This is a genomic window from Streptomyces sp. CA-288835 (assembly GCF_050936385.1).
In the GTDB taxonomy this organism is placed as follows: domain Bacteria; phylum Actinomycetota; class Actinomycetes; order Streptomycetales; family Streptomycetaceae; genus Streptomyces.
The window spans coordinates 6,148,326-6,168,592 of record NZ_JBNJMW010000001.1 but is presented as its reverse complement, the minus strand read 5'-3'; the positions used below and the strand labels follow the sequence as shown (position 1 = coordinate 6,168,592).

Here is a 20,267-nt window from a genome sequence, read left to right as displayed (position 1 = left end):
GCACAGAGACAGACGTTTCCTGATCAGCCAAAGAAGGCCAGGTCAGGTCCGTTTCAATCCACAGTGCTCAAGCGAGGGCATGCCCCTGGTGACGGGCAGGAGGCAGCTAACAGGCAGCGCAAAGGGTCAGTGTAGCCACTAGGCCCACTGATGTCCAGTGCGGGTTTTTGAAGACCCTCGTTGTTCTCAACCCCTGCTGCAAGCCACGCCCTCAATGCACTTCGATGCTTCCCTCTTCGCCGTCGATCCATGCCTCGGATTCGGATCGTTGTGACGACGCGTCCTGAGAATTGCGCGCTGCGTGCGGTTCGTCAAGGCCCCCCATGCCCAAACCGGGTGCTGCCATCGTCACTTGCAGACCGGTCTGCTGCCCGTCACCGAGGCGGCCTGAGGCACAACGAAGATCACCATACTCGCCGCGACCTACAGCGCAAGGCAGCCGCCACGGCACCCCCTCGAACGCCGAAGAGCGACCACCCAACTGGGTGATCGCTCCTCAGTGCGTCCGCGTTACAGCCCTACGGGAGAGCTGTGTCACGGGAAGTCGCCGTGCGGCCGTGGCCGCACTCGGAGACTTACTTGACCTCGACGGAGGCGCCGGCGCCCTTGAGGGACTCGGCGGCCTTGTCGGCGGCGTCCTTGGCGACCTTCTCGAGGACGGGCTTCGGGGCGCCGTCCACGAGGTCCTTGGCCTCCTTCAGACCCAGGGAGGTCAGCTCACGCACGACCTTGATGACCTGGATCTTCTTGTCGCCGGCGCCGGTGAGGATGACGTCGAACTCGTCCTGCTCGGGCTCGGCCTCGGCGGCCGGGGCGGCCGGGCCACCGGCGGCGACGACGGCGGCCGGGGCGGCGGCGGTGACGTCGAACTTGTCCTCGAACGCCTTCACGAACTCGGAGAGCTCGATGAGGGTCATCTCCTCGAACTGCGCGAGCAGGTCTTCCTGGCTGAGCTTCGCCATGATGGGCGATCCTTCCACTAATTCGGCTGGTGCCGGATGTACATGTCGGCGGGCGTACGTTGGGCCCGCTTCGACCGCTGCCTCAGTGCTGCTGCCTTGAGGCCGCGGTCAATGTGCGAGCCGAATTACTCGGCACCGCCCTGCTCGGCCTGCTTGGCACGAAGCGCCTCCGCGGTGCGGACGAACTTCGAGGGAAGCGCCTGGAAGACCGCGGCAGCCTGGGACGGCTTGGCCTTCATGGCGCCTGCCAGCTTGGCGAGCAGAACCTCGCGGGACTCGAGGTCCGCAAGCTTCTTGATCTCGTCGGCGGACAACGCCTTGCCCTCAAGGACACCGCCCTTGATGACGAGAGAGGGGTTGTTCTTGGCAAAGTCACGAAGACCCTTCGCCGCCTCGACCGGGTCACCGGTCACGAAGGCAACAGCGGTCGAGCCCTCGAGGTGCTCGTCCAGGTCGACCCCGGCCTCCTTGGCCGCGATCTGGGTCAGCGTGTTCTTCACCACTCGGTACTGAGCGTTCTCGCCGAGAGAACGGCGGAGCTCCTGGAGCTGCGCCACGGACAGTCCGACGTAAGAAGTCACGACAGCGGCGTTGGAATTACGCAGCTTCGTCGTGATCTCTTCAACGGCTGCGACTTTGTCCTCTGCGACCTTGTTGGACGTCGCCATGAGCCTCGGCCTCCTTCCGGGGTGATGATCCTCGACTGACCTCTCGGTCAGCCGCACGTCGCCGGACCGCCTGAATCAGGCACGCGAGGAAGGGGCTCGTCTCAACATCAAAACGAAACGCCCCGGCGCAGGCGCACGGGGCGTGAACTCGACCGATATCCCTGACGGGATACGGGAGCTCTTCCACAGTCACCTGCGCGGGCCGTCCGCATTTCAGCGGATCCTTCGGCCACCATGTCCTCTTACGAGCACACGGCAACGACCAGCGGTCTTTGGCTTCCGTGGCAGAGTACGCGACCGGCCGAGTGTCAAGCAAATCCGCCGGGAGCGGCCGGCTCACGACCAGCCGGCCGCTCTGGGCACACGCTCACTTGCGGAGCGGTCACGCCGGCGGCTGCTGACCCACCAGGTCCTTGAAGTCCGCGGTGTCGGCGGCCGGAGGCTCCTCGGCGGAGACCTCCACGCCGTAGTCGCTGTAGTACGCCGTGGAGGACATCTCCCCGGTCGCCAGCTTGCCCTTCTCGACCTTCTTCACCAGCAGATCGTCGTCGTCGACCCAGATGTCGACCGTCTCGGTGGTGATCCCGGCCTGCTCCAACTGCCTCTTCAGGTCAGCAAGTTGTCCCTCAGTGAGACTCGAGTTCCGCACCGCGAGATCCGCGACGTCCACCGTCCCCGAGTAGTGCGTGGTCTTCACCCCGCGCACCGTCTCCTCGCCGACCTTCCGCACATCGCCGGAGGCCAGCAGCAGCTTCACCGACTGATTGGGCGTGGTGTTCTGCATCTGGTCCTTGAGATACGCCCCGGAGCCGCCCGCGAGGTCCGCGAGATCGTCGTACGCGTACTTGATCCAGTGCTTGCCGCCCGACTGCGCGGCGAACTGGTCGCCCATCTTCGCGTAGTAGGCGTCCGGCAGATAGCGGGCCTCCATCGATGTGGAGCCCATCTGACGCATCGTGTCGGCCATCGTCCCGCCGGTGTACGTGATCGTCAGATTGCCGGTGAGTCCGTCGGCCCAGCCGAGCGCGCCGTCCGCCTTCATGGACATCATCGAGCCCATGGTCGTCGTGGCCTCGACCTTGGCGGAGTCGGCCTTGTCGGTGGTCGTCTCCACGGAACGCAGGGCCGCTATCGGGCTCACCCGGGTCGGGGCCTTGCCGGCCGCCTTGCCGTCGTCCCCCGAGTCCTTGCCGGAGTCCGAGCCGCTGCAGGCCGCCACCCCCGTCAACGCGGCCACCACCGCGATCGACAGGCCCACGCGGCGCACACTCGTGCTCTTCATTCGTCCCCACCCCTATGTGATTTCTGTGCCAGCACGCTAGCGCAAGCCACTGACACCCGGATCCGTAAAACTACTCAGACCAAAGGGACGGGCCCCGCACCTCGAAAGGTTGCGGGGCCCGCCGACAAGAACGCGTACGCGACTGCCGGTTGAGTCCTGGACTCAGACGGCGGCCGGGTCCTCCTCGACGAGGAGGTTGCGGGTGCGGTTCGGGTCGAGCGGAATGCCGGGGCCCATCGTGGTGGTGATGGCGGCCTTCTTGATGTACCGGCCCTTCGCGGCGGACGGCTTCAGACGGAGGATCTCCTCCAGCGCGGCGCCGTAGTTCTCCACCAGCTTGGTGTCGTCGAAGGACGACTTGCCGATGATGAAGTGCAGGTTCGAGTGCTTGTCGACGCGGAACTCGATCTTGCCGCCCTTGATCTCGGTCACGGCCTTGGCCACGTCCGGGGTCACGGTGCCGGTCTTCGGGTTCGGCATCAGACCACGCGGGCCGAGGACGCGGCCGAGGCGGCCGACCTTGCCCATGAGGTCCGGGGTTGCGACGACGGCGTCGAAGTCCAGACGGCCCTTCGACACCTCGTCGATGAGCTCGTCGGAGCCGACGATGTCGGCGCCCGCGGCAGTCGCAGCCTCGGCACGGTCACCGGTCGCGAAGACCAGGACCCGGGCGGTCTTACCGGTGCCGTGCGGGAGGTTGACGGTGCCACGGACCATCTGGTCGGCCTTGCGCGGGTCGACGCCCAGGCGGAAGGCGACCTCGACGGTGCCGTCGAACTTGGTGGTGGAGGTCTCCTTGGCGAGACGCACGGCCTCGAGCGGGGCGTACAGCTTCTCCCGGTCGATCTTGGCGTCCGCAGCGCGGAGAGACTTGCTGCGCTTGCTCACTGCTGCTCCTGATGTGTTCTGAAGGAGTCGTGGTACGGACCGAGCAGGCCCTTCCACGTGCGGCCTTGCGAGCCGCATGGTTCTACGAAGGTGGGGTTCAGCCCTCGACCGTGATGCCCATGGAACGCGCGGTACCGGCGATGATCTTCGCCGCGGCGTCCAGGTCGTTCGCGTTCAGGTCGGGCATCTTGGTGGTGGCGATCTCGCGGACCTGCGCCTCGGTGATCTTGGCGACCTTGGTCTTGTGCGGCTCGCCGGAGCCCTTCTGCACGCCCGCGGCCTTGAGGATCATCTTGGCGGCCGGCGGCGTCTTGGTGATGAAGGTGAAGGAACGGTCCTCGTAGACCGTGATCTCCACCGGAATCACCGAGCCACGCTGCGACTCGGTCGCGGCGTTGTAGGCCTTGCAGAACTCCATGATGTTGACGCCGTGCTGGCCCAGCGCCGGGCCGACCGGCGGAGCCGGGTTGGCGGCACCGGCCTGGATCTGGAGCTTGATCAGCCCCGTGACCTTCTTCTTCTTGGGAGGCATTCCGGGTCCTCTGCCTTTTCTTGTGTCTTGCCTTGTCATGTTGCCGCGAAGGCAACCGCACCACGATAACGGCCAACGTGGCACAGCCTGAAACCGAGCAGGTCAGGCGACCGTGCGAGCGATCGCCTGACCTGGACGGAAGCGGGTGTTCCAGAAGGTTCCGAGCAGTCGGCCTTCTGGAATCCGGGAAGCTAGTTCTTCTGGATCTGGTCGAAGGACAGCTCGACCGGAGTCTCGCGACCGAAGATCTCGACGAGGCCCTTGACCTTCTTCGAGTCGGCGTTGATCTCGTTGATGGTTGCCTGGAGCGTCGCGAACGGGCCGTCGGTGACGGTGACCGAGTCGCCGACCTCGAAGTCCAGCACCTGGACCTCGACCTTGCGAGCCGGAGTCGGCTTGCCCTCGGCCTCGGCGGCCTCGCGGGCGGCCTTCTCCTCGGCCTCCGGGGCGAGCATCTTGACGATCTCGTCCAGGGTCAGCGGGTACGGGTCGTAGGCGTTGCCCACGAAGCCGGTGACGCCGGGCGTGTTGCGGACGACGCCCCAGGACTCGTTCGTCAGATCCATGCGGACAAGGACGTAACCGGGCAGCTTGTTCTGCCGGACGTTCTTGCGCTCGCCGTTCTTGATCTGGACGATCTCTTCCTCGGGAACCTCGGCCTGGTAGATGAAGTCCTCGACGTTCAGCGAGACGGCGCGCTGCTCCAGGTTGGCCTTTACGCGCTTCTCGTAACCGGCGTAGGTGTGGATGACGTACCACTCGCCGGGCAGCCCGCGGAGCTCCTCGCGGAGGGCGGTGACCGGGTCGACCGGCTCGGGCTCTTCCTCCGCAGCCTCGGCTTCGGCTTCCTCGGGGGCTTCTTCCGCGGCTTCCTCGGCGACGGCCACGTCTTCGCCCGACGCGTCCTCGGCGGCCTCGGTCAGAGCAGCCTCTTCGATGGCCTCAGTGGTGTCGGCGTCCTCGACGTTCTTCTCAGCGTCCGCAGCCTCGACGATGTCGAGCTCGTCCTCAACGGACTCCGCCGACTCGATGGCGTCGTTCAGGTTCGGGTCAGACACGGTGGCTGCTTCTTCCTGGATACATAGGGGTGGAACACGCGAAAGCGGGCGCCGAGTACGGCGCCCTTCGCGCTTGGCTCAGCCGAAGACGTACTTGGCCGCCTTGTCGAGTCCAAAGTCAATCACAGTCACCAGACCGATCATGATGACAACAAAGATGATCACCACGGTGGTGTAGGTCGTCAGCTGGCTGCGAGTCGGCCAGACAACCTTGCGGAGTTCCGCGACGATCTGGCGGTAGAAGAGGGCGAGGCGCTTCAGCGGGCCCTTCTTGGCACGCTTGCCGCCCTTGCGGCCCTTCTTCTTGGACTCCGGCACCTCATCCTGGGCATCAGGCATGTCGATGGAGCCCACGGCGTCCGTCACTCGTCCTCACCTGATTCCGGGTCGTGGCCGTGCCGCGCCCGGTCGAGCCGCACGGCGGGTGCATTGCAGTACGTACATGCGCACACATCCCTGACGAAAGGAGTGTGTAGCAGGGCCGGAGGGACTTGAACCCCCAACCGCTGGTTTTGGAGACCAGTGCTCTACCAATTGAGCTACGACCCTTTGTTTCCCTTCAACGTACCGCATCCGTCCGAGTGCTCGGTGTGCACCCGGTGCGTGCGGCCGGTGAAGGCCAACGAGGTGAGAGTGTACGTGGTCGGCGGCCGGTCGTCGAACAGATAGCGCCCGTACGGGCTTTGGCGGGGCCCGCTCAGTCTGTGAAACCCGTGTGCCGCGGACGTTTCGGGTCTGGAACGATGGGCCCATGAGCGCTGCAACCCCTCCCACCGACCGCCGGGTCTCCGCCCGAGTCGGTGCGATCTCCGAGTCCGCCACCCTCGCCGTGGACGCCAAGGCCAAGGCCCTGAAGGCCGCAGGACGTCCGGTGATCGGCTTCGGCGCCGGTGAGCCCGACTTCCCGACGCCGGACTACATCGTCGAGGCCGCCATCGAGGCGTGCAAGAACCCGAAGTACCACCGCTACACGCCGGCCGGTGGCCTTCCCGAGCTGAAGGCCGCGATCGCCGCCAAGACGCTGCGCGACTCCGGGTACGAGCCCGAGGTCTCGCAGATCCTGGTGACCAACGGCGGCAAGCAGGCCATCTACGAGGCGTTCGCCGCGATCCTCGACCCGGGCGACGAGGTGATCGTCCCGGCTCCGTACTGGACGACGTACCCGGAGTCGATCCGCCTCGCCGGCGGTGTCCCGGTCGAGGTCGTCGCCGACGAGACCACCGGCTATCGCGTCTCGGTCGAGCAGCTGGAGGCGGCCCGTACGGAGAAGACGAAGGTCGTCCTCTTCGTGTCCCCGTCCAACCCGACCGGCGCCGTCTACAACCGCGCCGACACCGAGGCCATCGGCCGCTGGGCCGTCGAGCACGGCCTGTGGGTGATGACGGACGAGATCTACGAACACCTCGTCTACGGAGACGCCGCTTCCGTGTCGCTGCCGGCCCTCCTGCCCGAGCTGCGCGACAAGTGCGTCGTGGTCAACGGCGTGGCGAAGACGTACGCGATGACCGGCTGGCGTGTCGGCTGGATCATCGGCCCGAAGGATGTGGTGAAGGCCGCGACGAACCTCCAGTCGCACGCCACCTCCAATGTGTCGAACGTGGCGCAGATCGCCGCGCTCGCCGCCGTCTCCGGCGACCTGGACGCCGTCGCCAAGATGCGCGAGGCCTTCGACCGGCGCCGCAAGACGATCGTGCGGATGCTGAACGAGATCGACGGCGTCGTCTGCCCCGAGCCCGAGGGCGCCTTCTATGCGTACCCCTCCGTGAAGACCCTCATCGGCAAGGAGATCCGCGGCAAGCGCCCGAAGGATTCGGTCGAGCTGGCCGCCCTGATCCTGGAGGAGGCCGAGGTCGCGGTCGTCCCGGGCGAGGCCTTCGGCACTCCGGGGTACCTGCGGCTTTCGTACGCCCTCGGGGACGAGGACTTGGTCGAGGGTGTCTCCCGGATCCAGAAGCTGCTGGCGGAGGCACGGGCCTGAGTTTTCGTACGTCCTAGGGGCGTCGTTTTTGTTTTCGCGCTCCACGCGCGTGTGCGGGTCGCTTCCCTTCGGGGAGGCGGCCCGCTTCTCAGTGCGAGCAAGACCACGTTCGGGGAAAGAGCTACCGACTCGGCAGCGACGTACGGCAGGATCTTGGGATGCAAGACGTACGTGATGTCTCTGAGTTGCCGAAAGCCCATCTGCACCTGCATTTCACCGGGTCGATGCGGATCACCACCCTGCTGGAACTGGCCGACAAGCATGGGATCCATCTTCCCGACGCGCTGACCAGCGGGGAGCCGCCGAAGCTGCGGGCCACGGACGAGCGGGGCTGGTTCCGTTTCCAGCGGCTGTACGACGCGGCGCGGTCGTGCCTCAGAGAGCCCGAGGACATTCAGCGGCTGGTGCGCGAGGCCGCCGAGGAGGACCTCAGGGACGGCTCCGGCTGGCTGGAGATCCAGGTCGATCCGACCTCGTACGCGCCTCGCCTGGGCGGTCTGATCCCGGCCCTGGAGGTCATCCTGGACGCGGTCGACTCGGCCATGCGCGAGACCGGGCTCGGGATACGGGTCCTGGTGGCCGCGAACCGTATGAAGCACCCACTGGACGCCCGCACGCTGGCCCGGCTGGCCGTGCGGTACGCGGACCGCGGCATCGTCGGCTTCGGGCTCTCCAACGACGAACGCCGGGGCATGGCACGGGACTTCGACCGGGCCTTCGCCATCGCGCGTGACGGCGGGTTGCTGGCCGCTCCGCACGGCGGCGAGCTGACGGGGCCGGCGTCGGTGCGCGACTGCCTGGACGACCTGGACGCGTCGCGGATCGGGCACGGGGTGCGGGCCGCCGAGGACCCGCGTCTGCTCAAGCGGCTCGCGGACCGCGGGATCACGTGTGAGGTGTGCCCGGCGTCGAACGTCGCCCTAGGGGTGTACGAAAAGCCGGAGGACGTCCCCTTGCGCACGCTCTTCGAAGCAGGGGTCCCTATGGCGCTCGGTGCGGACGATCCGCTGCTGTTCGGCTCGCGCCTGGCCGCCCAGTACGAGATCGCGCGCCGTCATCACGGTTTCACGGATGCTGAACTGGCCGAGCTGGCGCGGCAGTCGGTACGGGGGTCGGCTGCGCCTCCGGACGTCAAGAAGAAGTTGCTGTCCGGGATCGACGACTGGCTTGCCTGATCCTTCGGTATGCGCCCCGCCCTGGCGACGGTGGGTCGATCAGAGGTTGACGCCGACCATCACCGGTTCGTTGACCAGTGTGATCCCGAAGGCTGCGTGGACTCCGGCGACGACCTCGCGGGCCAGCGCGAGCAGGTCCTCGGTGGTGGCCTCGCCGCGGTTGGTGAGGGCGAGGGTGTGCTTGGTGGAGATGCGTGCGGGGCCGGTTCCGTAGCCCTTGGTGAAGCCGGACTTGTCGATCAGCCAGGCCGCGGAGGTCTTGGTGTGGCCGTTGCCCGCCGGGTACGCGGGCGGGGTGACGTCCGTGCCCAGACGCGCCCGCACGCGCGCGTGGAACGCCGCGAACTGTTCGTCGGTGAGGATCGGGTTGGTGAAGAAGGACCCTGCCGACCAGGTGTCGTGGTCCTCGGGGTCCAGGACCATGCCTTTGCCGGAGCGCAGCTTGAGGACGGTCTCGCGGGCGTCCGCGAGGGGTACCCGCTCGCCGGCCTCGACGCCCAGGGCGCGGGCGGTCTCGGCGTACTTGATCGGCGCGGAGAGCCCGTCCGCGTCCTCCAGCTGGAAGCGGACGCGCAGGACGACGAAGCGCTCGGGGTCGGCCTTGAAGCGGCTGTGGCGGTACGAGAAGGCGCAGTCGGCGTTCGGAACGGTGACCGTTTCGCGGGCCTTCCGGTCGTATGCGATCACTTCGGTGATCGTCGACGACACTTCCTGGCCGTACGCGCCGACGTTCTGGATGGGTGTCGCGCCTGCGGAGCCGGGGATTCCGGCGAGGCACTCGATGCCTGCGAGGCCCGCCTCGACGGTGCGGGCGACCGCGTCGGTCCATACCTCGCCAGCGGCCAACTCCAGCTTCGTACCGTCGAGTTCGAAGCCGCGGGTGGCGATGCGCAGGGCGGTTCCGGCGAAGCCCTTGTCGCCGATGACCAGGTTGGAGCCGCCGCCGATGAGCAGCAGCGGCGTACCGGTGTCGTCGGCCTCGCGGACGGCGGCGACCACCTCGGCGTCGGTTGACGCGGTGATCAGCCGCGCGGCGGGACCGCCGAGCCGGAAGGTGGTCAGTGGGGCCAGTGGGGCGTCGTGGAGTTCCTGCACGTGCACAAGGGTACGAGAACGGCCCCGCCGGTCAGGGCGGGGCCGTATTCGGTGGGACTCGAGTTACAGGCGCCGGAGCGCGTCCGACCAGTCCAGCGGGAGGTCATCCGTGGTCACCGTCCAGCTGACGAATTTCGCGTCCCGCATCTGAGGGCTGAGCCCTCGGGCGGTCGGCTCATGGGCGCTGGAGCGGGCGAAGGCCTTGAGCGCCGCGGGCGACTCCCAGGCGGACAGCGTCCAGAAGGTCCGCCTCAACGGCGCCGCCTTCAGGGAGGCCCCGTACGCACCCGGCGCCTTGCGCACCTGCTGCCAGACACCCGGCGTCCTGAGGAGGAACTTGAGCGCTCCCCAGAGAGTGCGGGTTTCGAAGCGGGAGGCGAAGACGTGCGCTTCCGTGCGCTCCGGTGGGATGTTCGGCACGGTCCAGGGGAGGGTGGGCATGATCAAACTCCTTCCAGGGTTTGGTTTCCGAACTCACGTGGGTTTGCCATCTGAATCCGTCACGAACCGAAGGTTGGGTTTCCGAACTCAGCTCTCAGCGCGAGGCCGTCTCCAGGACCGGCGCGGGTGCCGCCTCGTCGCCCGGAGTCCGTACCTCGACTGCGCATGGGCGAGCCGGGATGAGCAGTGTCGCGACGCCCGCCATGGCCACGGCGAAGGCGCCGACCCACAGCGCGGGCCTGAGTCCGTCCACGAAGGTCTGGCCGGTCTCGTAGCCACCCTGTGCGGAGAAGATCGAGGCCATCACGGCGATACCGAGCGCGCCGCCGACTTCGCGCAGTGCGTTGTTGGTGCCGGACGCGATCCCCTGTTCCGACCCCCGGACGCTGGACATGACCAGGCTCGAGGCCGGGGCGAAGAAGAGGGACATGCCGATGCCGCTGATGATCAGGGCGGGCAGTTGCCCGGTGAACGAGGTGTCGGTCTCGACGATCGAGGCGAACCAGCCCAGCCCGGCAGCCTGTAGAAACAGGCCCGCGGCGACGACCGGCCGTCCGCCGATCCGGTCGGACAGATAGCCGGCGACCGGCGCGATGAGCATCGGCATGCCGGTCCAGGGCAGCATGCGCAGCCCCGCCTCGGTGGGCGTGTAGCCGAGAACGCCCTGCAGGTACTGACTGAGCAGGAAGATCGAGCCAAACATCCCCAGGAACATCAGCAGGCTGGCCGCGTTGATCCCGGCGAAGGCCCGGTTGCGGAAGAGCCGCATCGGCAGCATGGGGTGCTTGGCATGGATGCCGTGGTACACGAATCCGACGAGAAGGGCCGCGCCCGCGAACAGACCCAGGAGGACGAGTCCGTCGGTCCAGCCGACGACAGGCGCGCGGACCAGTCCGTACACGATGCCGAACAGGCCACCGCTGGCGAGCAGCGTGCCGGTGATGTCGAGCGGTGCACCCGAGCCGTACGACTCCGAGAGGCGCAGCCGGGCGAGCGGCAGCAGGGCCAGGCCGATCGGCACGTTCAGCCAGAAGATCCAGCTCCAGGAGATGTGTTCGGTGAGGCTGCCGCCGATGAGCGGCCCGGACGCGACCGCGAGGCCGTTGACGGCGCCCCAGATCCCGTACGCCATACCGCGTTTGGCGGCGGGCACGGCGGCCGTCAGCAGGGTCAGCGTCAGCGGCATCACGATCGCGGCGCCGACGCCCTGCACCGCGCGAGCGGCGATCAGCGAGTCGATACCGGGCGCCATGGCAGCGGCGGCCGAGGCACCGGTGAAGATCGTGATGCCGACGAGGAAGAGCCGCCGGCGACCGTACCGGTCCCCGAGCGCCGCGCCGAACATCAGCAGCACGGCGAAGGTCAGCGTGTACGCGCTCACCGTCCATTCCAGGTCGTCCATCCCTCCCCCGAAGTCCTCACGGATCGACGGCAGGGCAGTGGTGACGACGAGGTTGTCGAGCGCCGCCATGAACCCGGCGACGCTGGTGATGACGAGGGCCCAGACTGTTCCCCCGCGACGTTCGGTCGGTGCGGTCTTCTGTGACATCGCTCCCCCAACGGCTTGGTTAGTTATTGATGACTAACTTCCACGGGCATAAAAAAGCGAAAGCTTCCCACCGCGTGGTTTCACTTTTGGAGCCGACCCTTGGTACGAGCCTCGGGGTAAAGCCCCTCCCACACCCGGTGTTCGGGCGGAAAGCCCATGGACACCAGGCAGTTGATAAGCATTCCGTAGGCCATGAAGGTCGTGGTTTCGCCCGGGTCGGCGCCGAGCGGCAGCTGTACGGCGTCCCACAGGCGCATCCAGCCGCCTCGCACCGCCTCGCCGAGCTCCCGCTCACCGGCCTGCTCGGCGGCAGCAACGGCGACGTACATCTGCATCTGCATCAGCAATAGTTCCGGACGCGCAGCGATGAGTTCGGTGTACCCATTCGCCATGGAGTCCAGGGCCTCTTCACCCTCCAGCCCCTTGGCGGCCTCCTCGAAGGTGCGGAGAACCTCCTCCATGCAGCGCTCCGCCGCCGCGAGGAAGATCGCCTTCTTGCCCGGGAAGAGCCGGAAGAGATATGGCTGCGAGACCCCCACCCGCTTGGCGATCGCCTCGGTGGACGTGCCGTAGTAGCCGCTCCGGGCGAACTCGCTCATGGCCGCCCGGATGACGCTCTCGCGCCTCTCCTCTGCACTCATCCTGACCACGGGCATTAAGTTAGTGGCCAATCACTACCTACGTCAAGGGGTGTCTTGAGGGCCGTGCTGAGTGCATGAGTAAGGGGCACGCTCAACGGAGGCGTGCCCCTTACTCATGCACTCCTGCATGCCATCAAGCCAGTCGTACGACCGCCCGTGACATCCCCAGGACCTTCTGTCCCGCGCTCATCGCCGTGAGGTCGACGCGCACGGTGTTGTCGTCCAGCTTGGCCCCGACCTTGGCGCTGACCTCGATCGTGGCCCCCTTGTCGTCGTTCGGTACGACCACGGGCTTGGTGAAGCGCACTCCGTACTCGACGACCGCGCCCGGATCGCCCACCCAGTCGGTGACGACCCGGATCGCCTCGGCCATCGTGAACATGCCGTGCGCGATGACATCAGGGAGGCCGACCTCGACCGCGAACTTCTCGTTCCAGTGGATCGGGTTGAAGTCCCCGGAGGCGCCCGCGTACTGCACAAGCGTGGCGCGGGTCACCGGGAAGGTCTGAGCCGGCAGTTCGGTGCCGACCTCGATGTCGTCGTACGCGATATTCGCCGCCATACGTCTCAGCCCTCCTCTGCCGCGCGGGCCACGAGCTTCGTCCAGGCGGTCACCACATGCTCGCCCGCCTCGTCGTGGACCTCACCCCGGATGTCCAGGATGTCGTTGCCCGCCATGGACTTGATCGCCTCGATGGTCGAGACGACCGTCAGTCGATCCCCCGCGCGCACCGGGCGCTTGTAGGCGAACTTCTGGTCGCCGTGCACCACCCGGCTGTAGTCAAGGCCCAGTTGGGGGTCCTGGACGACCTGTCCCGCGGCCTTGAAGGTGATCGCGAACACGAAGGTGGGCGGGGCGATCACATCGGCGTACCCGAGCGCCTTGGCGGCTTCCGGGTCCGTGTAGGCGGGGTTGGGATCCCCCACTGCCTCCGCGAACTCGCGGATCTTCTCCCGGCCGACCTCATAGGGATCGGTGGGCGGGTAGGACCGCCCCACGAAGGACTGGTCGAGCGCCATGGCTCGGTACCTCCTGATGTTCGCTGTGATTGCCCGGAACAAGCATGCGTGACATTCGGCCCGGCGAGCCGACAACGACGCGAGGCCGCCCCCATTAGCTGGGGACGGCCTCGTGTACGAGCCTGTTTTATCGCGTCTCGCGATGCGCGGTGTGCGCATTGCAACGCGGGCAGTGCTTCTTCATCTCAAGACGGTCCGGGTTGTTACGCCGGTTCTTCTTGGTGATGTAGTTCCGCTCCTTGCACTCCACGCAGGCCAGCGTGATCTTCGGGCGGACGTCGGTGGCAGCCACGTGAGTGCTCCTTGACGAACGGATGGGACAGTACAACGCACAGAAGAGTAGCCGATCGAAGGACCGACCCCACAATCGGCTACTGTCAGTAGCGGTGACCGGACTTGAACCGGTGACACAGCGATTATGAGCCGCTTGCTCTACCGACTGAGCTACACCGCTGCGATGCGATCGGACCACCTCACGGCGGAAACCTCACACACCAGAGCCCCAATACGGAATCGAACCGTAGACCTTCTCCTTACCATGGAGACGCTCTGCCGACTGAGCTATTGGGGCGAGCGATGAAGACATTACACGCTCGGCAGCCGTTCGCCCAAATCCGTTTCGCCGTACCTGTCCGCCCCCGTTCCCGGCGTTCTGCGCAGCTCCCAGGAGCTTCACAAGCGCTCCAACAGCCCCCTATGCACGGCGGACCACACCGGTACGACTATTCCGCTCCTCCTCGAAGCGCCCTGCTCGCCACCCTAGGCTCGACTCACGCTGCGTGATCACAGGTTCCCTCTGCGCAGCCGCCCCGAGAGCCAGGAGCACGATGCCCGACAGCCTGCCGCAGCAGCCCCCTCCGTCGTCGGGTTCCTCATCGGGCCGGACCGACGGCTCCGCTCTGCTGCTGTGCGGTGCGCGGCTCACCGACGGCCGGACCGTGGACGTGCGGCTGGGCGGCGGGCGCATCGAGGCGGTCGGCACGGCCGGCAGCCTCAGCATGCACACCGCGCGCGTGGATCTCGCCGGCTACCTGCTCCTGCCGGCCCCCGTGGAGCCGCACGCCCACGGCGACACGGCCCTGTCGGCCGACGGCGACGGTCCGGTCTCGTACGACGACCAGGAGGTCCAGCGCCGCATCACCGAGGCCGCGCTGCTGTACCTCGGGCACGGGGCCACGGCGTTGCGTTCCCATGTACGCATCGGCGACGTTCAGGGGCTCGGCGCGCTGGCGGCGGTGCTCCAGGCGCGGCGCACGTTGCGGGGGCTCGCCGAGCTGACGGCGGTGGCGATGCCGCGGGTGCTGACCGGGCTCGCCGGGGCCGAGGAGCTGGCGATGCTGCGGGACGCGGTGAAAATGGGCGCCTCCGTAGTGGGCGGTTGTCCCGATCTCGACCCCGATCCGACCGGATATGTGGAGGCGGTGCTGGAGGTCGCTTCCGAGCACGGCTGCCCGGTCGATCTGCACACGGACGGTGACGATCCGGCGCGGCTCGCGCGGCTCGCGGCGATGGCGGGCGGGCTACGGCCCGGGGTGACGCTTGGCCCCTGCGGCGGGCTCAGGCGACTGCCCTCGGAGGTTGCGGCGCGGGCCGCGGACCAACTCGCCGCAGCCGGAGTGACCGTCGTCTGCCTGCCCCAGGGCGGCTGCTCGGGCGTCAACCTGCGCGGGACGGCTCCCGTACGAGTACTGCGGGCGGCCGGCGTACGGGTCGTTGCGGGCAGCGGCGCCCTGAGGGACGTATCGAACCCTGTGGGGCGCGGAGATCCGCTGGACGTGGCGTATCTGCTGGCCTCGCGCTACGGGCTCCGGCCCGAGGACGCGTACGACGCGGTGAGTTCGTCGGCGCGAGCGGCGCTCGGGCTGCCCGAGGTGCGGGTGGAGGCCGGATTCCCGGCCGAACTGCTCGCCGTGCGCGGGGACCGGCTGGCGGGGGCGCTGTCGCTGGCGTACAGCCGGATCGTGGTGCACCAGGGGCGGGTGGCGGCACGGACGAATGCGGTGCGGGAGTTCTGCGGCTCGGCTGCGGCTGTGGCGTTGGATCTGCCTCGGCAGGGGCGGGGCGGGGGGCCCTCTTGAGGGTGCACGCGCGCGTGGTGGGGTGATTAGGGTTCACGCGCGCGTGGAGGGTGATTGCGGCCCAGGCGCGCGTGGACATCTTTGAGGTCCACGCGCGCGCGGTCGGTGTTCGGGTACGGGGCTCACGCGTGCGTGGCCGGATGTGAGGTCCACGCGTGCGTGCCGTTGTTCTTGCCTACGCCGGTGGCTTGGGCGCCGACAGGCCTGTTTCGAGGGCTTCTGGGGTCAGAAGCCGCTGCCCAGCATCCCGCCTGTGAACGGGTTGCCGGGGCCCATGAGCTCTCCCGCGGGCACCTCGGTGGCGCCGGACGGGGCGCTGACGTCGGACGCCTTGCCGAAGGTGAGGACGAGCGGGAGTCGGGTGCCCTTCGCGTTGTCCGCGAGGGCGGCGAGGTTGACCGAGACGCGGGTCAGGTCGCCGTTCTTCAGGGAGAAGTTGACGGCGATCTTCTTGTCGGGGGCTTCCTTCAGGTCCTTGTCGGTGGGCAGTTCCGTGCCTGCCGGGAGATCGTCGGCCAGTGGCCGGAGTTTCTTGAAGACACCCGTGAGCAGGTCGCGGAACGAGGCCTTGGCGACGATCTGTTCAGTGCCGTCACTGCCGCCCTTGCTGCTGAAAGTGACCTCGCGTGCGACGACACCGCGTACGGCCTTGAGGATCTTCTGCTGGGTCTTGGTGTCGATCTCCTCGGAACTCGAGGTGCCCTTGCCGGACTTCTCGAGTTCGGAGTTGTCGACCTTGGCCCACTCGCCCTCGAGGACCTTCCTGAGCTCCTTCTCGCTCTCAGGGAGTTCGTCGACCGTGGGGAACGGGACGCCCATCGCCTCGCCGAGCGCCTCCATGTCGGCGCGGTAGTACGTGAAGTCGCCGACGACCCGGAACTCGGCCAGGACACCGTCGGCTCCCGAAACCCGCATGCCCACACCGACGAGGTCCTTCTCCCCCGAGTCGGCGAGCGGCTTCTTCGACTCGACGGACAGTTTGACGCGCAGCCCGGTGAAGAACTTCGCGAACTCGGGCGGCATTTCCTCGCCCCCCTCCGCCTCTGCAGCCAGCTTCGTGAGCGCGGACGGCTTGGCGTGGAGCCCCAACTCGAGGGAGAGCGACTTCTGTTCGCCGAGTTGCTCGACGGCGCGGTCCACCTTCTGCCCGGCGGTGAGGTTCTCGACCGTGCCGCAAGCGGCCGCACCGGCGAACAGTGCGACGGCGCAACCGGCCGCGGTAAGGGGCTTTCGTATGGCAGTCAGGGTTGCGGTCATGGCGAAGACGGTCTCCTTTTGACGCCGCGCGGCGTCGCCCTCGTTATTCAGCGATCGTTGTCGTTGTTCGTTGATCGCTCAGGAGACTCATGAGTTATCCACAGGGTTGTGCGGCGCGTGTCAGTGTCCGGGCGTACGGTCGAAGACATGCGCATTGTCATCGCTGGAGGTCATGGTCAGATCGCGTTGCGGCTGGAGCGGCTGCTCGCCGCGCGCGGTGATGAGGTCGCGGGCATCATCCGCCGCCCCGAGCACGGCGACGATCTGCGGGCGGCCGGCGCCGAGCCGGTCCTGTGCGATCTGGAGTCGGCTTCGGTCGAGGAGGTCGCCGCGCATCTGCAGGGCGCCGACGCCGCCGTCTTCGCGGCCGGCGCGGGCCCGGGCAGCGGCGCGGCCCGCAAGGACACCGTGGACCGGGGTGCTGCCGTCCTCTTCGCGGACGCGGCGGTACGGACCGGGGTGCGGCGGTACGTGATGGTGTCGTCGATGGGCGCGGACCCGTCGCATCCCGGAGACGACGTCTTCGACGTGTACTTGCGCGCCAAGGGCGAAGCCGATGCGTACATACGCGGCTTCAACAGCCTGGACTGGACGATCCTGCGCCCCGGCATGCTGACGAACGACGCCGGCACCGGTCTCGTACGCCTGGAGGCGTCCACCGGTCGCGGACCCATCCCGCGCGATGACGTCGCGGCCGTCATCGCGGAGCTGCTGGACACTCCGGCGACGGCCGGGCTGACGCTGGAGCTGATCAGCGGGTCGGCGCCGGTGTCCGTAGCGGTGAAGTCGGTGGCGGGGAACTGAGGAGGCCAAGTTCCAGGCCCGGCCTAGGTGGTCCAGTGCTGTTCGCTCTCGCCGCAAGGGGCGGCGGCGGGCGTTGGGCCGCTGGTTGCCTGAACACGTCCCTTCAGCCTTTCGCCTGAGCCGAGGAGTTGCCGTGTCCGCCGCCGAGGTTCCCGCCGCGCAGGAGGCCCTGCTGCGGAAGATGTACGAGGTCTTCAGCACCGCTGAACGCGACACGTTCGTCCCGCACTGCCTGTCCCCGGACGTGGACTGGCCGAACGTCGCCGACGGGGTACGCCTGCACGGCCACGACGAGGTACGTGCCTACTTGCGGGGAACTGCGCTCGCGCCACTTCAAGCAAACTCTTGGCCGCCGTACGAGACCAGAGCCCCCGCGGTCGCCGTCTGGTGGGGTTCTTCGGCTGCATGTGCTACGCCGCGGCGCGGCCGGCGGAAGTCATCGGGCTACGGCTCCAGGACTGCGACCTACCGCGCCGCGGGTGGGGCACGCTGCGGCTCAGGGAGACGCGGCCCCGATCGGGCTCAGCGTGGACGGACAGCGGCGAAGCCCACGACACCCGTGGGCTGAAGCACCGGCCGCGAAAGGCGGTCCGACCGGTCCCCATCCCGCCCGAACTGGTCGCGCTGCTGCGGTGGCACGTCACGGCGTACGGCGTGGCCCCGGACGGCCGTCTGTTCCGCACACAGCGCGGCGGGCTGATCCAGGACACCGGTTACGGCGAAGTCTGGGCAGTAGCGCGATCGCGGACCCTGACACCCGCGCACTGCGAATCGTCGATGGCCAAGCGTCCTTATGATCTTCGCCACGCGGCCGTGTCCACATGGCTCAGCTCAGGCGTGGAACCTCAGCTCGTTGCCAAGCGCGCCGGCCACAGTGTCGGCGTCCTCTTCCGGGTGTACGCCAAGTTCCTCAGCGACGGAGACGAGGCCGCGAACGCCAAGATCTCCGCCCGGCTGGGGCAGCACCAGTAGGAGGTTCCTGCACAAAAGCGGGGGAGCGACCGCTCCCGCTGGCGGTTCCCAGACCGCCGGACGGGCTGGCTCCCCCGCGTTGTCAAACTGTCCGCGTCTCGGCGTGGAAGTTTCGGAACATGGCGCGCACGCCGAGGACGATGGCGCTGGCTACGACCAGCAGGGTGCCCGCGAGAATCCAGTAGCCCAGCGACTGGCCTTGCCACAGTGCTGTCCCCACGCCGACGACCGCTCCCAACAGAAGACCGAGAGTGGGGCGCCAGTCTTCCGTGCGGATGACAGGGAAGAACCCTGCGAAGACCGCGAACGCAGAGATCATCGTGGCGGCGAAATACTTACCCGTGCCCGGCGGGGCAGCACAGCGGTTGACGCCCCCGGGGCATGATCCATCCACAAGACCCGATATCCCCCACGCGAGACCCGCCACCGTCACCGCGAATGCCGCGAAGCCCGCCCACTTGAGAATCACACAGGGATCGTAGGGGCCTGCTCGGCCCACGGCCAGGGCCGCGTTCTGCCGGGCGCTCCAGGGGCCCGAGAGCCGTCCACGTCTCGTCCACGCACTTCGAGACGGGGCGTTCGAATGCGAGACAGTACGGCCGTCGCGAGAGCGCATGACAAAGGGCCCTTGGCCTGCGGTTTCCGCAGGCCAAGGGCCCTTTGTTTTCGTGTGGCGGCGCCAGGATTCGAACCTGGGAAGGCTGAGCCGGCAGATTTACAGTCTGCTCCCTTTGGCCGCTCGGGCACACCGCCAGGGGTTGCTGCCCTTGGAACCGCCCTTCGGCGCTGCTCCGTGGCAACGACGTAAACGATACCCGATGCCCAGGGGTGCTTCGCCACCCGATTGATCGGCACTCGGGGGGTGGGGGGTGGCTAGGCTTAAGCGGATGCGGCCGGGACCGAGCCGGGCTCGACGGCCGCCCCACGCACCCCGATACAAGGAGCCACAGGACATGGCCGACTCCAGTTTCGACATCGTCTCGAAGGTCGAGCGGCAGGAGGTCGACAACGCCCTCAACCAGGCCGCCAAGGAAATCTCGCAGCGCTACGACTTCAAAAACGTGGGCGCCTCCATCTCTTGGTCCGGCGAGAAGATCCTGATGGAGGCGAACTCCGAGGAGCGGGTCAAGGCCATCCTCGACGTCTTCCAGTCCAAGCTGATCAAGCGCGGCATCTCGCTGAAGGCCCTGGACGCGGGCGAGCCGCAGCTCTCCGGCAAGGAGTACAAGATCTTCGCCTCCATCGAGGAAGGCATCTCCCAGGAGAACGCCAAGAAAGTGGCGAAGATCATTCGCGATGAGGGGCCGAAGGGCGTGAAGGCGCAGGTTCAGGGCGATGAGCTGCGGGTCAGCTCGAAGAGCCGTGACGACCTGCAGGCCGTAATCGCACTGCTGAAGGGCAAGGACTTCGACTTCGCGCTGCAGTTCGTGAACTACCGGTGAGATCGCGCTCGTTGCGCGTACGGGGAAGGGTGGGCACCGTCGGGTGCCCACCCTTCCCGCCCGCTGGCTGCGGTTTGAGGGTGTGTACTCAGTTGCGCGAGTGGCCGAACAGGATGCGGTAGGCGACCAGCAGGACGAGGGAGCCGCCGATCGCGGCGGCCCAGGTGGCGCCGTCGTAGAAGTCCTTGGTGATCGGGTTGTCCAGCCAGCGGGCGGATATCCAGCCGCCGATGAACGCGCCCGCGACGCCGATGAGCGTCGTGCCGATGAAGCCGCCCGGGTCGCGGCCCGGCAGCAGGAACTTGGCTATGGCGCCGGCCAGCAGCCCCAGAATGATCCAGCTGATGATCCCCATACCGTGAACCTGCCCTTCCGTGCTGTGCCTGTGCTGTGATCTTGCTCTCGCCAGGCTGTGTTCCCGCCGC

At 67.5% G+C, this 20,267-nt stretch carries 23 protein-coding genes, 4 tRNA genes and 1 pseudogene; 6 read left to right on the top strand and 22 right to left on the bottom strand.

All coding sequences use genetic code 11. The features are described 5' to 3' along the window. Nucleotides 1-575: 575 nt before the first annotated feature. The 8 genes from rplL to ACQEVY_RS28155 all read right to left on the bottom strand — a co-directional run bounded on the left by rplL (nt 576) and on the right by ACQEVY_RS28155 (nt 5,939). On the bottom strand, nt 576-962 hold the full coding sequence (rplL, locus tag ACQEVY_RS28190) for a 50S ribosomal protein L7/L12 (RefSeq protein WP_165337690.1): 387 nt from the start codon (nt 960-962) through the stop codon (nt 576-578). Nucleotides 963-1,087: 125 nt separating this feature from the next. Next, entirely contained in the window at nt 1,088-1,630 is a 543-nt protein-coding gene (gene rplJ, locus ACQEVY_RS28185) for a 50S ribosomal protein L10 (RefSeq protein ID WP_432952206.1), read from the bottom strand. 382 nt (nt 1,631-2,012) lie between these two features. Continuing rightward, complete coding sequence (locus tag ACQEVY_RS28180; protein ID WP_432952205.1) at nt 2,013-2,912, bottom strand: hypothetical protein; 900 nt, start codon at nt 2,910-2,912, stop codon at nt 2,013-2,015. A 162-nt stretch (nt 2,913-3,074) separates the two neighbouring features. Beyond that, nucleotides 3,075-3,800, bottom strand: a complete 726-nt coding sequence (gene rplA, locus ACQEVY_RS28175; RefSeq protein ID WP_432952204.1) for a 50S ribosomal protein L1 — start codon at nt 3,798-3,800, stop codon at nt 3,075-3,077. A 97-nt stretch (nt 3,801-3,897) separates the two neighbouring features. Beyond that, the gene (gene rplK / locus ACQEVY_RS28170) at nt 3,898-4,332 is read right to left on the bottom strand and encodes a 50S ribosomal protein L11 (protein ID WP_165337694.1); all 435 of its coding nucleotides are present in this window, start codon (nt 4,330-4,332) and stop codon (nt 3,898-3,900) included. Nucleotides 4,333-4,523: 191 nt separating this feature from the next. Continuing rightward, nucleotides 4,524-5,390, bottom strand: a complete 867-nt coding sequence (nusG, locus tag ACQEVY_RS28165) for a transcription termination/antitermination protein NusG (RefSeq protein ID WP_432952203.1) — start codon at nt 5,388-5,390, stop codon at nt 4,524-4,526. Nucleotides 5,391-5,468: 78 nt separating this feature from the next. Further along, on the bottom strand, nt 5,469-5,756 hold the full coding sequence (gene secE, locus ACQEVY_RS28160) for a preprotein translocase subunit SecE (protein WP_432952202.1): 288 nt from the start codon (nt 5,754-5,756) through the stop codon (nt 5,469-5,471). Nucleotides 5,757-5,866: 110 nt separating this feature from the next. Continuing rightward, nucleotides 5,867-5,939: transfer RNA gene (locus tag ACQEVY_RS28155), tRNA-Trp, on the bottom strand. A gap of 202 nt (nt 5,940-6,141) precedes the next feature. Between ACQEVY_RS28155 and ACQEVY_RS28150 the strand changes: the two genes are divergently transcribed. Together ACQEVY_RS28150 and ACQEVY_RS28145 are read left to right on the top strand one after the other, a co-directional pair. Further along, nucleotides 6,142-7,368: a pyridoxal phosphate-dependent aminotransferase gene (locus tag ACQEVY_RS28150; protein WP_165337696.1), complete on the top strand. Its 1,227-nt coding sequence runs from the start codon at nt 6,142-6,144 to the stop codon at nt 7,366-7,368. A 158-nt stretch (nt 7,369-7,526) separates the two neighbouring features. Further along, on the top strand, nt 7,527-8,543 hold the full coding sequence (locus ACQEVY_RS28145; RefSeq protein ID WP_432952201.1) for an adenosine deaminase: 1,017 nt from the start codon (nt 7,527-7,529) through the stop codon (nt 8,541-8,543). Between the two features lie 39 nt (nt 8,544-8,582). Here ACQEVY_RS28145 and ACQEVY_RS28140 read toward each other — a convergent pair whose 3' ends face one another. From ACQEVY_RS28140 to ACQEVY_RS28100, 9 genes are all read right to left on the bottom strand, one after another. Continuing rightward, a complete protein-coding gene (locus ACQEVY_RS28140) occupies nt 8,583-9,686 on the bottom strand; it encodes a UDP-N-acetylmuramate dehydrogenase (RefSeq protein ID WP_432955433.1) in 1,104 nt (367 codons plus the stop codon). 15 nt (nt 9,687-9,701) lie between these two features. Further along, complete coding sequence (locus tag ACQEVY_RS28135) at nt 9,702-10,079, bottom strand: DUF3291 domain-containing protein (RefSeq protein WP_432952200.1); 378 nt, start codon at nt 10,077-10,079, stop codon at nt 9,702-9,704. Nucleotides 10,080-10,173: 94 nt separating this feature from the next. Beyond that, on the bottom strand, nt 10,174-11,628 hold the full coding sequence (locus ACQEVY_RS28130) for an MFS transporter (protein ID WP_432952199.1): 1,455 nt from the start codon (nt 11,626-11,628) through the stop codon (nt 10,174-10,176). An 80-nt stretch (nt 11,629-11,708) separates the two neighbouring features. Then, nucleotides 11,709-12,278 carry a TetR/AcrR family transcriptional regulator gene (locus ACQEVY_RS28125; protein WP_432952198.1) on the bottom strand — a complete coding sequence of 190 codons (570 nt, stop codon included), beginning with the start codon at nt 12,276-12,278 and terminating at the stop codon, nt 11,709-11,711. Between the two features lie 124 nt (nt 12,279-12,402). Further along, the gene (locus ACQEVY_RS28120; protein WP_432952197.1) at nt 12,403-12,831 is read right to left on the bottom strand and encodes a MaoC family dehydratase; all 429 of its coding nucleotides are present in this window, start codon (nt 12,829-12,831) and stop codon (nt 12,403-12,405) included. Between the two features lie 5 nt (nt 12,832-12,836). Further along, nucleotides 12,837-13,289, bottom strand: coding sequence for a MaoC family dehydratase N-terminal domain-containing protein (locus ACQEVY_RS28115; protein WP_033319605.1), 453 nt, complete (start codon nt 13,287-13,289; stop codon nt 12,837-12,839). Nucleotides 13,290-13,416: 127 nt separating this feature from the next. Next, entirely contained in the window at nt 13,417-13,581 is a 165-nt protein-coding gene (gene rpmG / locus ACQEVY_RS28110) for a 50S ribosomal protein L33 (RefSeq protein WP_003948671.1), read from the bottom strand. An 89-nt stretch (nt 13,582-13,670) separates the two neighbouring features. Beyond that, a tRNA-Met gene (locus tag ACQEVY_RS28105) sits at nt 13,671-13,743 on the bottom strand. A 44-nt stretch (nt 13,744-13,787) separates the two neighbouring features. Continuing rightward, nucleotides 13,788-13,860 (bottom strand) — tRNA-Thr (locus ACQEVY_RS28100). Between the two features lie 256 nt (nt 13,861-14,116). Between ACQEVY_RS28100 and ACQEVY_RS28095 the strand changes: the two genes are divergently transcribed. Continuing rightward, nucleotides 14,117-15,367: an amidohydrolase family protein gene (locus tag ACQEVY_RS28095; RefSeq protein ID WP_432952196.1), complete on the top strand. Its 1,251-nt coding sequence runs from the start codon at nt 14,117-14,119 to the stop codon at nt 15,365-15,367. 225 nt (nt 15,368-15,592) lie between these two features. Here the strand turns inward: ACQEVY_RS28095 and ACQEVY_RS28090 are convergent, their stop codons facing one another. Next, nucleotides 15,593-16,624 (bottom strand): hypothetical protein, encoded by a 1,032-nt coding sequence (locus ACQEVY_RS28090; RefSeq protein WP_432952195.1) that lies wholly within the window; start codon nt 16,622-16,624, stop codon nt 15,593-15,595. Between the two features lie 147 nt (nt 16,625-16,771). Between ACQEVY_RS28090 and ACQEVY_RS28085 the strand changes: the two genes are divergently transcribed. After that, nucleotides 16,772-17,428, top strand: a complete 657-nt coding sequence (locus tag ACQEVY_RS28085; RefSeq protein ID WP_328771055.1) for an SDR family oxidoreductase — start codon at nt 16,772-16,774, stop codon at nt 17,426-17,428. Between the two features lie 103 nt (nt 17,429-17,531). Here ACQEVY_RS28085 and ACQEVY_RS28080 read toward each other — a convergent pair whose 3' ends face one another. Beyond that, nucleotides 17,532-17,657 carry a hypothetical protein gene (locus ACQEVY_RS28080; protein ID WP_432952194.1) on the bottom strand — a complete coding sequence of 42 codons (126 nt, stop codon included), beginning with the start codon at nt 17,655-17,657 and terminating at the stop codon, nt 17,532-17,534. Nucleotides 17,658-17,770: 113 nt separating this feature from the next. Between ACQEVY_RS28080 and ACQEVY_RS28075 the strand changes: the two are divergent. After that, nucleotides 17,771-18,400 (top strand): annotated as a pseudogene (locus ACQEVY_RS28075) (tyrosine-type recombinase/integrase); the annotation flags it as partial. A gap of 82 nt (nt 18,401-18,482) precedes the next feature. Here ACQEVY_RS28075 and ACQEVY_RS28070 read toward each other — a convergent pair. Next, a complete protein-coding gene (locus tag ACQEVY_RS28070; protein WP_432952193.1) occupies nt 18,483-18,869 on the bottom strand; it encodes a hypothetical protein in 387 nt (128 codons plus the stop codon). Between the two features lie 202 nt (nt 18,870-19,071). Beyond that, nucleotides 19,072-19,153, bottom strand: a tRNA-Tyr gene (locus ACQEVY_RS28065). A 200-nt stretch (nt 19,154-19,353) separates the two neighbouring features. Here ACQEVY_RS28065 and ACQEVY_RS28060 point away from each other — a divergent pair. Then, a complete protein-coding gene (locus ACQEVY_RS28060; protein ID WP_328771052.1) occupies nt 19,354-19,842 on the top strand; it encodes a YajQ family cyclic di-GMP-binding protein in 489 nt (162 codons plus the stop codon). 88 nt (nt 19,843-19,930) lie between these two features. Here the strand turns inward: ACQEVY_RS28060 and ACQEVY_RS28055 are convergent, their stop codons facing one another. Continuing rightward, nucleotides 19,931-20,197, bottom strand: coding sequence for a GlsB/YeaQ/YmgE family stress response membrane protein (locus ACQEVY_RS28055; protein WP_328771051.1), 267 nt, complete (start codon nt 20,195-20,197; stop codon nt 19,931-19,933). Between the last annotated feature and the right edge of the window lie 70 nt (nt 20,198-20,267).

Excerpts from the sequence above, each read along its gene's own strand:
- rplL (WP_165337690.1), bottom strand. The coding sequence starts at position 962 with ATGGCGAAGCTCAGCCAGGAAGACCTGCTCGCGCAGTTCGAGGAGATG.
- rplJ (WP_432952206.1), bottom strand. The coding sequence starts at position 1,630 with ATGGCGACGTCCAACAAGGTCGCAGAGGACAAAGTCGCAGCCGTTGAA.
- ACQEVY_RS28180 (WP_432952205.1), bottom strand. The coding sequence starts at position 2,912 with ATGAAGAGCACGAGTGTGCGCCGCGTGGGCCTGTCGATCGCGGTGGTG.
- rplK (WP_165337694.1), bottom strand. The coding sequence starts at position 4,332 with ATGCCTCCCAAGAAGAAGAAGGTCACGGGGCTGATCAAGCTCCAGATC.
- ACQEVY_RS28150 (WP_165337696.1), top strand. The coding sequence starts at position 6,142 with ATGAGCGCTGCAACCCCTCCCACCGACCGCCGGGTCTCCGCCCGAGTC.
- ACQEVY_RS28145 (WP_432952201.1), top strand. The coding sequence starts at position 7,527 with ATGCAAGACGTACGTGATGTCTCTGAGTTGCCGAAAGCCCATCTGCAC.
- ACQEVY_RS28135 (WP_432952200.1), bottom strand. The coding sequence starts at position 10,079 with ATGCCCACCCTCCCCTGGACCGTGCCGAACATCCCACCGGAGCGCACG.
- ACQEVY_RS28130 (WP_432952199.1), bottom strand. The coding sequence starts at position 11,628 with ATGTCACAGAAGACCGCACCGACCGAACGTCGCGGGGGAACAGTCTGG.
- ACQEVY_RS28120 (WP_432952197.1), bottom strand. The coding sequence starts at position 12,831 with ATGGCGGCGAATATCGCGTACGACGACATCGAGGTCGGCACCGAACTG.
- ACQEVY_RS28115 (WP_033319605.1), bottom strand. The coding sequence starts at position 13,289 with ATGGCGCTCGACCAGTCCTTCGTGGGGCGGTCCTACCCGCCCACCGAT.
- ACQEVY_RS28095 (WP_432952196.1), top strand. The coding sequence starts at position 14,117 with ATGCCCGACAGCCTGCCGCAGCAGCCCCCTCCGTCGTCGGGTTCCTCA.
- ACQEVY_RS28090 (WP_432952195.1), bottom strand. The coding sequence starts at position 16,624 with ATGACCGCAACCCTGACTGCCATACGAAAGCCCCTTACCGCGGCCGGT.
- ACQEVY_RS28085 (WP_328771055.1), top strand. The coding sequence starts at position 16,772 with ATGCGCATTGTCATCGCTGGAGGTCATGGTCAGATCGCGTTGCGGCTG.
- ACQEVY_RS28060 (WP_328771052.1), top strand. The coding sequence starts at position 19,354 with ATGGCCGACTCCAGTTTCGACATCGTCTCGAAGGTCGAGCGGCAGGAG.
- ACQEVY_RS28055 (WP_328771051.1), bottom strand. The coding sequence starts at position 20,197 with ATGGGGATCATCAGCTGGATCATTCTGGGGCTGCTGGCCGGCGCCATA.